Raw genomic sequence first — 6631 nt, 5'->3', positions numbered from 1 at the left:
CCTGCTCCAGCCGCGCGAAGAAGGTCTCCGCGAACTCGGCCTTGACGGTGTCCACTACGGCGACACCCGCGCTGCCGCGCACGGCGTAGGCGTTGTAGGTGGTGCCGTTGGCGGTGCGCAGGATGAGGTCGAAGCGACGCAGCTGCGGGTCCAGCGCGCCGATCCAGTGCACGCCGTCGGCGACGGCGACAGGCGTCTCACCGGTGCCGGGCCGGGTCTCGCTGCCGGGGCTGGGATGACTCATGGCCCGGCGCTCCCGGCAGGCGCGGCTCGGCTGTCTTGGCCCGGACTGCGCCCCGTGCTGCCTTGCACAATGCTGCTTCGTCCAGCGCCGCTGTGCGCTGGCGCGGGCGCATCGGTCGCCCGCCGCCCGGTGTCGGACCGGCAGGCGGCGGCGCGCGCATCGCAGGATTGCGCGCCGCTCTGGGGCGTCTGTGTTCCGCGTGCGCAGGTGTCCAGCTCGCGGGCGGCATCCGGTACGCCCAGGGCGGCGAGCACGGGCCCCGGCACGAAGCCGGCGCAGCGCCCGTGCGGCGAGTCGATGAGGGGCCGACGGATCAGGAGCGGCTGTGCCAGCAGCAACGCCAGCGCCGCGTCGGCGTCCAGGGCGTCGATGTCGATCTCGCCATCGCGCACCGCGGGTGCGCTCGGGTTGAGCCAGTCGCGCACCCGCATGCCGTCGAAGTAGCTCGCCAGATCGTCCGCGTCCCAGGCGGTGCGCAGCAGGTCGCGCACCTCGAGCCTGTGCCCGAGGCCCACCAGGAGCTGCTTCTGTCGGGCGTTACCGATGCAGCCCGGCTTCTCGTAGAAGACGATGGCGGTCACCGTTGGGCGCCCTCCGGCCTGGCGTCTGGATCGATACCCGCGCGCAGGCAGATGAGGGCGCCATGGCGGCGCCAGGCCCGTCGCGGCAGCCAGCCGCAGCCGGCGGGGCGGGGAAGGACTCGCCCGCGGTCGGCCAGGTCCCGGTGGGCTGCGACCGCCGTCAGCAGGCGCGCGGCCAGGCGCCCGGTCAGGCGCCAGGTCAGGCGCCGGAGGCCGCGCGCCGGCGGGGCTTTGCGCGGTTCCCTGCGGACGGTGAGCAGGGCGGGGCTGTCGAACACGAACATGGCGGTGCTCCCGGGCGGCGTTGGTGCTGCGTGCGGCTGAGCGTTGGGCTGGGACCTGGGCTGGGCCATGCGCTGGGATCCTGCGCTGGGACCCTGAGCTGGGATCTGGTGCAGCACCGGGCTGCGACGCTGGCCCAAGGCGGTCAGCGCGCCCGGATCTCCGCCATGACCTGGGCCAGTCGCTCCGGGGGGATGCCCGTGAGTGAGCCCGCCGGGTTCACGGCCTCACCGGCGGCGTCCAGGATGGCGCCCTCCACCGGGCAGATGCTCGCGCATTGCGGGTCCGCATGGTCGCCCTCGCATTCGGTGCAGGCGCGGGCATCGATGGTGAAATGCGTGACTGCCGGCGGGGCCGCCGGGCGGATGGCCTCGCTCGGGCAGAGCGGCTCGCAGGCCCAGCAGTTCACACAGCTGTCGATGATGCGGTAGGCCATGGTCTGGTCCTCGTGTCTGTTCGGCAGGATTCGGAGCGCCGAAGCTGTTGCCTGCGTAGGTCGGGCCGACGCCAAGAGGCTCGCGCCGCCGCACGCGAGACCCCAGACTGTGCTGTCGGCGCTCGGGTTGAACTACGCCGACAGCACTGCGGCCTCGGCGGGCGGCGCCAGCCGACCCTCCGCCAGCAGCTCGCGATAGACGGCAGCAACGGCATCCTCGATGGGCTCCATCGCGTGCTCGCCATTGGGCACCAGGCCGGCGACCTCGAGCCGGTCCCAGGGCTCGATGCCGATCTTTGAGCAGAGCACACCGGTGACGCCCTCGAGCGTGCGGATGGTCTTGGCCAGTGCGTCCTCGGCGTCCCCGCAGGTATCGCCGCCGGCGCAATAGAGGTCCACTTTGCGCGCACCGAGGAAGCGCACGTCGACGCTGTCACCGCGAGTGGCCGCCTCATACACCAGGAACTCCCGGGCATGGCCGAAGTGCTCGTTGATGACACCGCCGCCGGTGGTGGCCACGGCGAAGCGGGCGGCCGGTACCGCCGCAGGTTTCGGCTGGGGCTGGCTGCGCTTTCGACTTCCCAGCAGGGAGGTGATCGGAACGAAGCTCTCGTTCCGCTGCTGCTGCTGCGCGGCGCGGTTGGCCTCGATGGCCGCGTGCACCTCCGCGCGACGGGCCATGGCGGCTGCGTAATCGATGTCCATGGCCGCGACCTTCTCGTTGGTGAACTCCGCACCGCGGTCCTCGCCCAGCATGCCGACGGCGTCGGCCCGGCACTGGCGACAATGGCGCATCATGGCCATGTCGCCGGCGCACTCATCCTGTAGCGCCTGCAGCTCCTCGTTGCTCGGACCACGCTGGCCCATCAGGCCGTAGAAGGTGCCGTGCTCGGGCTCGGCGATCAGCGGCATCACGTTGTGCAGGAAGGCGCCCTTGGCCTTGACGACGCGGCTGACCTCTTTCAGGTGCTCGTCGTTGACGCCTGGGATCAGCACCGAGTTGACCTTCACCAGCACACCCCGGTCGCAGAGCATTTGCAGGCCCTTTTGCTGCTGCTCGATGAGGATCTTGGCGGCCTTGGCGCCCTTGATGCGGCGGTTGTTCCAGAAGATCCACGGGTAGATCTTGGCGCCGATCTCGGGGTCCACGCAGTTGATGGTGATGGTGACGTGGTCGATGTTGTGCTCGCAGATCTCGTCCACGAGCTCCGGCAGCGCCAGACCGTTGGTGGAGACGCAGAGCTTGATATCTGGGGCCTTTTCGGACAGCGCGCGAAAGGTGGCGAGCGTGCGCTCTGGGTTCGCCAGCGGATCACCGGGGCCCGCGATGCCGAGCACCGTCATCTGCGGGATCTCCGCCGCGACGGCGAGCGTCTTGGCGACCGCCTGCTCCGGCGTCAGCAGCTCCGAGACCACACCAGGACGCGACTCGTTGGAGCAGTCGTACTTGCGGTTGCAGTAGTGGCACTGGATGTTGCAAGCGGGCGCCACGGCCACATGCATGCGCGCGTAATGATGATGCGCGTCCTCCGAGAAGCACGGATGGTTGTGCACCTTGGTCCGAATGTGCTCCGGCAGATGTGCAAGCTTGTCGGTGCTCGAGCCGCAGCCGCTCGCTGAGCAGCCACCGGCGGCAGGTAATTTGGGCTGATCCAATGCTTCGAGCGCCATTGCGCATCCCCCGTCTGCAATCGGTCATGTTGGCGTCGGCACCGGCGGGCGGTGCGCACCATGCTCGCCAAGGGATAAGCAAGGCCCGTGCCTGCGCGCCAGAAGACGCGCAAGAAACTGATTGTAAGAGGATTCCTAGGATTAGTGACCGCCTGCTTGTCGCAAGCGTGACAGGTGTAGAAGGGCGGATTGTCGGGTCCGGTACCGACCGGCGACAGTGCGCGAGCGTCAACGGCACGGGGCTTCGGCATGAGCCACCACCGGAACGTCAAGAACCTCGTTCTGGACTACCCGCACGCGGCGCTCCCGTTGTACGCCGCCGAGGCAGCGAGTCTCGACCCGGACGCGCGCATCGTCCCGGTGCGCCAGGAGCAGTTGCAGGAGCGCCTGAGCGAGCGCTTTCGCGAGCTGGACATCCCGCTGCTTGTGGAGTGGCCGGACGGGCGCCGCGCGGCGCTGGAGCCGGATCCGCAGAAGCGGCTCAAGTACCTGGATTTCATCGACATCTACGCCGACCTGAGCGACGGCGAGCGCCTACAGGCTACTATCCGGAGGAAGCCGACACCATGAGCCGATTTGCCGAACGCTTCCGTGCTGTAGTGAGCGTGTGATGCGCTTGTGCCCCGCTTGGCAGAGCGAGCGAGGGGCGGGTTTCACATTGCACAGCCCGCCTGCTGTTCGCTCAGTCGGGCTGAGACTTCACGTCGAGCGACCACCACGTAGGCAACGTGACGGGACGCAGGGCGTCCGCTTCAGCTCCCACGCTGGCGCGGGAGCCAGAGCCCGGCCCGTGGTCGGACTTACGACCGACGCGGCACTCCGTACTCCGTACTTCGTACTCTACTCATCCGTCACACACCCCTCCGACGCCGGCTTCACGGTCTTGATGTATTTGTAGAGCGTGCCGCGGGTGGCCTTGTAGGGCGGCATGGTCCACGCAGCACGGCGGCGCGCCAGCTCCGTTTCGTCGACGTCCATGGCCAGAAGGCGCGCGCCGGCGTCGATGGTGACGGTGTCGCCGTCCTCAAGCAGCGCGATGGGGCCGCCTTCCTGGGCCTCGGGGCAGACGTGGCCGATGATGAAGCCGTGGGAGCCGCCGGAGAATCGCCCGTCGGTGATGAGCGCGACGTCTTTGCCGAGGCCGGCGCCCATGATGGCGGAGGTGGGGGTGAGCATTTCCGGCATCCCGGGACCGCCCTTCGGGCCCTCGTAGCGAATGACGACGACGTCGCCCTTCTGGATTTTTCCGTCCTCCAGCGCGTGGAGCATGTCTTCTTCTGCATCGAAGACCCGGGCGGGGCCCTGGAACTGGAGCCCTTCCTTGCCGGTGATCTTGGCCACGGCGCCTTCGGGGGCGAGGTTGCCGCGCAAGATCTGGATGTGGGCGGTCTCCTTGATGGGCTTGGTGACCGGCATGACGATCTTCTGGTCGGCGTCCAGACCTGGCAGGTCGGCGAGGTTCTCCTCCAGCGTATGGCCGGTGACCGTCAGGCAGTCGCGGTGCATCAGGCCAAAGGACATCAGGTATTTCATCACCGCCGGGGTGCCGCCCACCTGGTGCAGGTCCTCCATCACGTATTTGCCGCTGGGCTTGAGGTCGGCCAGATAAGGCGTGCGATCCGAGGCAGCTTGCACGTCCTCCAAGGTTAGGTTCACACCGATGGCCCGGGACATGGCGATGAGATGCAGCACGGCGTTGGTGGAGCCGCCAAGGGCCATGACCACCGCCAGCGCGTTGTCGAAGGCGGCGCGGGTCATGATGTCGCTGGGCTTGATGTTGTGCTCCAGCAGGTTGCGCATAGCCTCACCGGCGCGGCGGCATTCCTCGGACTTGGCCGGGTCCGTGGCTGGCGTCGAGGCGCTGTAGGGCAGGGACATGCCGAGCGCCTCGATGGCGGAGGCCATGGTGTTGGCGGTGTACATGCCGCCGCAGGCGCCGGGGCCGGGGCCGGCGTGGCGGACGATGTCCTCGCGCTCTTCCTCGCTGATGGTGCCGGCGATGAACTGGCCATCGCTCTGAAACCCGGAGACGCTGTCCAGCGGCTGCCCCGACTTGCCGTGCCCGGCGCGGATCGTGCCACCGTAGACCATGATGCCCGGGCGGTCGAGCCGTGCCATCGCCATGATGGAGCCCGGCATGTTCTTGTCGCAGCCGGGCAGCGCGATCAGCCCGTCGTACCACTGGGCGCCGCAGACGGTCTCCATGGAGTCGGCGATCAGGTCCCGCGACTGCAACGAATAGCTCATGCCGCGGGTGCCCATGCTGATGCCGTCCGAGACGCCGATGGTGTTGAAGCGCATGCCCACCATGCCGGCCTCGTCGGTGCCGGCCTTCACCTCCGCGGCGAGGTCCAGCATATGCATGTTGCAGGGGTTGCCTTCTAGGTACACACCGGCGATGCCGATGAGCGGCTTGGTGAGGTCGTTCTCGTCGAGCCCGGTGGCATAGAGCATGGCCTGGGAGGCGCCCTGGGCCTTGGGCTCGGTGACGCGGGCACTGTAGCGGTTGAGTTTCTTTTCCATGGGTGACCTCTTGGGTGGACTGTAGCTGCGAGATCGGCGCGGCGCCGGAGCGGCTCCGGTTGGAGGAAAGCTAGCCGGTGCGGATTGATCGTTCCAATGATATTTTCTGCGCTAGCTGTTCATGACTTGCGAACAATGCCCACGCCCAACCTCAGCACCGAGCTGCTGCGCACCTTCGTCACCGTGGTGGATCTGGACGGCTTCAACCGCGCCGCCCGGCAGCTGCACAAGACCCAGTCGACGGTGAGCCAGCAGGTGCGCCGCTTGGAGGCGGAGCTCGGCTGCGCCTTATTCGTGGCCCAGGGGCGAAAGCGTCGGCTCACGGCTGCAGGCGAGCGTTTCGTCGGACACGCCCGCCAGCTCCTGCGCCTGCAGGAGGCGGCGGTGGCTGCCGTGGCGGACAGCGCCATCGAGGGCGAAGTGCGCCTCGGCGTGGCCCAGGGGCTGTCGGAAGGCCCCTTCCCGGAGCTGTTGGCGCAGTTTGCACGCACCTATCCCAGGGTGCGGCTGCACGTGCACACCGGCTTTGCGCAGGACCTCGCCGCCGGCTTCGAGCGCGGCGACTATGACCTGGTGCTGACGGTGCGCCACGCTGGCGCCGGCGGCGGTGGTCGTGTCCTGGGGCAGGCGCAGCTGCGGTGGATCGGCGCCGAGCCTGCCGGCGGCGAGCCGCCCTGGGACGGCACCGCGCCGTTGCCGCTCGCCACCTTCTCGCCGCCCTGCACCTTCCGGCAGGTGGCCGTGGATGCCCTCAATGCCGCCGACATCCCCTGGCGGGTTGCCTACACCACCACGAGCCTGCCGGGGCTGATGGCGGCAGTGAAGAACGGGCTCGGTGTCACCGCACGCACCGAGCATGCCCTGGTGCCGGGCACCGCCATGGTCGCACCGCCG

Annotated in this window: 7 protein-coding genes and 1 pseudogene; 2 read left to right on the top strand and 6 right to left on the bottom strand. The window is 68.7% G+C overall.

Annotated elements, in window-relative coordinates; translation table 11 throughout:
• The 5 genes and pseudogenes from I6U14_RS03745 to nifB all read right to left on the bottom strand — a co-directional run.
• Positions 1 to 244, bottom strand: a pseudogene (locus I6U14_RS03745) (FprA family A-type flavoprotein); the annotation flags it as partial.
• Complete coding sequence (locus I6U14_RS03740) at positions 241 to 825, bottom strand: ArsC/Spx/MgsR family protein (RefSeq protein WP_296896974.1); 585 nt, start codon at positions 823 to 825, stop codon at positions 241 to 243. The gene I6U14_RS03740 and the pseudogene I6U14_RS03745, both read right to left, overlap by 4 nt.
• Positions 822 to 1109: a hypothetical protein gene (locus I6U14_RS03735; protein WP_296896973.1), complete on the bottom strand. Its 288-nt coding sequence runs from the start codon at positions 1107 to 1109 to the stop codon at positions 822 to 824. The genes I6U14_RS03740 and I6U14_RS03735 overlap by 4 nt, the downstream gene beginning before the upstream one ends.
• Positions 1110 to 1252: 143 nt before the next feature.
• Positions 1253 to 1543, bottom strand: coding sequence for a 4Fe-4S dicluster domain-containing protein (locus I6U14_RS03730; RefSeq protein ID WP_296896972.1), 291 nt, complete (start codon positions 1541 to 1543; stop codon positions 1253 to 1255).
• A 132-nt stretch (positions 1544 to 1675) separates the two neighbouring features.
• On the bottom strand, positions 1676 to 3214 hold the full coding sequence (gene nifB / locus I6U14_RS03725; RefSeq protein WP_296896971.1) for a nitrogenase cofactor biosynthesis protein NifB: 1539 nt from the start codon (positions 3212 to 3214) through the stop codon (positions 1676 to 1678).
• Positions 3215 to 3463: 249 nt separating this feature from the next.
• On the opposite strand from nifB, the gene I6U14_RS03720 reads away from it, so the two are divergent.
• Positions 3464 to 3784, top strand: coding sequence for a hypothetical protein (locus tag I6U14_RS03720; RefSeq protein WP_367115624.1), 321 nt, complete (start codon positions 3464 to 3466; stop codon positions 3782 to 3784).
• Between the two features lie 270 nt (positions 3785 to 4054).
• Here I6U14_RS03720 and ilvD read toward each other — a convergent pair whose 3' ends face one another.
• Positions 4055 to 5737 carry a dihydroxy-acid dehydratase gene (gene ilvD / locus I6U14_RS03715; protein WP_296896970.1) on the bottom strand — a complete coding sequence of 561 codons (1683 nt, stop codon included), beginning with the start codon at positions 5735 to 5737 and terminating at the stop codon, positions 4055 to 4057.
• Between the two features lie 135 nt (positions 5738 to 5872).
• Here ilvD and I6U14_RS03710 point away from each other — a divergent pair.
• The coding region (locus tag I6U14_RS03710; protein WP_296896969.1) for a LysR substrate-binding domain-containing protein at positions 5873 to 6631 on the top strand (759 nt) is incomplete at its 3' end.

The organism is Thiohalocapsa sp., from assembly GCF_019695415.1.
Classification (GTDB): domain Bacteria; phylum Pseudomonadota; class Gammaproteobacteria; order Chromatiales; family Chromatiaceae; genus Thiohalocapsa.
The sequence above is the reverse complement of the archived record's forward strand: the minus strand, read 5'-3'. Positions and strand labels throughout refer to the sequence as shown.

What these genes read in the sequence shown, in the direction of transcription:
- I6U14_RS03735 (WP_296896973.1), bottom strand. Translation starts at nt 1,109, where the DNA reads ATGTTCGTGTTCGACAGCCCCGCCCTGCTCACCGTCCGCAGGGAACCG.
- I6U14_RS03730 (WP_296896972.1), bottom strand. Translation starts at nt 1,543, where the DNA reads ATGGCCTACCGCATCATCGACAGCTGTGTGAACTGCTGGGCCTGCGAG.
- nifB (WP_296896971.1), bottom strand. Translation starts at nt 3,214, where the DNA reads ATGGCGCTCGAAGCATTGGATCAGCCCAAATTACCTGCCGCCGGTGGC.
- I6U14_RS03720 (WP_367115624.1), top strand. Translation starts at nt 3,464, where the DNA reads ATGAGCCACCACCGGAACGTCAAGAACCTCGTTCTGGACTACCCGCAC.
- ilvD (WP_296896970.1), bottom strand. Translation starts at nt 5,737, where the DNA reads ATGGAAAAGAAACTCAACCGCTACAGTGCCCGCGTCACCGAGCCCAAG.